The organism is Actinomadura sp. NPDC048955, from assembly GCF_040649435.1.
GTDB classification, from domain to species: Bacteria; Actinomycetota; Actinomycetes; order Streptosporangiales; family Streptosporangiaceae; genus Spirillospora; species Spirillospora luteofluorescens.
In genome coordinates, this window is the sequence record NZ_JBEZJI010000192.1 from 1 (window position 1) to 1,511 (window position 1,511).

Annotated in this window: 2 protein-coding genes; one reads left to right on the top strand and one right to left on the bottom strand. The window is 29.7% G+C overall.

All coding sequences use genetic code 11. The features are described 5' to 3' along the window. The first annotated feature begins 807 nt into the window (after positions 1–807). Positions 808–1,080 carry a CPBP family glutamic-type intramembrane protease gene (locus AB0C84_RS46140; protein WP_237620538.1) on the top strand — a complete coding sequence of 91 codons (273 nt, stop codon included), beginning with the start codon at positions 808–810 and terminating at the stop codon, positions 1,078–1,080. 194 nt (positions 1,081–1,274) lie between these two features. Here AB0C84_RS46140 and AB0C84_RS46145 read toward each other — a convergent pair whose 3' ends face one another. Then, entirely contained in the window at positions 1,275–1,352 is a 78-nt protein-coding gene (locus tag AB0C84_RS46145; protein ID WP_223286828.1) for a putative holin-like toxin, read from the bottom strand. Positions 1,353–1,511: the final 159 nt, after the last annotated feature.

Here is a 1,511-nt window from a genome sequence, read left to right on the forward strand (position 1 = left end):
CAAAGCAGAAGTTAATCCATCTAAAGTTGAATATAAACGAGCGTATAATGATGTACTTAGTATACTCAATAGTTAAAGAATTAATACCCCCAGATTTTGTTATAAGCTGGGGGTAAACGTACTTTTTATTACTCTAGAAAACTCCTTTTATTTTAATACAGAGAAGATAAACCTTTATCATTAAAGTTATTAATTTTATCTTGAGTTAATTTGTTATTTTGCATACTTATGAATATGTCACACTAACTTTGCATTATAACTATATTTATCGCAAAAAATCCCAGTCTTATAAATAAAAGCTGAGACACTTAGATGAACATCCCCTATTAATCATATGAAATATATCGTAGTATGCTTACTTATATTTAATTTTACATGGATTGACTTCCGATTTAAAGTGACATTAAACTTTGATTAAATTAGAGAAAGTTACTTTTTTATATTTTTTTTAGCACTAAATTTTTAGTTGATAATACTCAAGATATAACAAGCGATGTTATTTTAATTATGATCGTTGTTGTGGTTTATATGATGTTTATTAAATACGTGAAGAAACAAAATTTAATTACACCGAAGTATATGAAAACTGAAAATAGTAACTGGCTGTGGAAGTTAACACTAATATTCTTAGGACTTTTAGTTAATTTATGTTTAGATTCTAACTTTAACTCCAATACTAAAAATCAAAAGCTTGTCGAAAAACAAAATCGACATTTAGATATGCATACCCAATGAGTTCATGAAAGCCTGAATTTCTTCTTTAACGATAAGAAGTATAACCATGACTGGCTCAGTCTAGGACTATTTGTGTTAATATCATCACTCGCCTTTGGTTTTGCTCATGTATTGCATGGTGGAGACCGGAATCACATATGGGTATATGCTTTAAACGGTGTTACATTTAGTTTGTTACTTATTTTTTCAAAAGATATAAAAACGTGTATGATATACCATGCACTCACAAATGCTTTCCCTATTTTTAATCATAATCATTTAAGCTTTATTGAACCGACGATCTATATAGTTTTGCTCATTATATCTGTTCGCTATTTAGTAAGAAATTACCGAAAATGGCTTTAGTATATTTAGTACATAAAGTAACTACACTAAAAGTTACTTTAAGTTTACAAAAAGCAGCTAACAGTATATACTGAAAGTGACAAAAATAAAAAAGCACAAGTGCTGGTAACACTTGTGCCCCGTAAGCCCGTTAAAAAGACGGTGACTTTTCAGAATCGCTTAACCATTCTTACTCTGTCAAAAGTTGGGAATGGTTATTTTTTTTGGCTTAATTTAATAAGCTCGATTACTAGACCAATGAAAGCAATGAGGAAAATTCCAAATTGCAACATGGCACTAACAGTAACCAACTAGGCGTCTCCTTTCTAAAGATTTTCTTGATACCACCATAGGAATCACACTCCTTATACTCAGATTAGCCACCATCTATCCAACTTGCTTACTGCATTAATTATATACGAGTTGAATGTTTAATAAAAGTTAAATATAAT

Coding starts and splice junctions, on each gene's coding strand:
- AB0C84_RS46145 (WP_223286828.1), bottom strand. CDS start 1,352: ATGTTGCAATTTGGAATTTTCCTCATTGCTTTCATTGGTCTAGTAATC.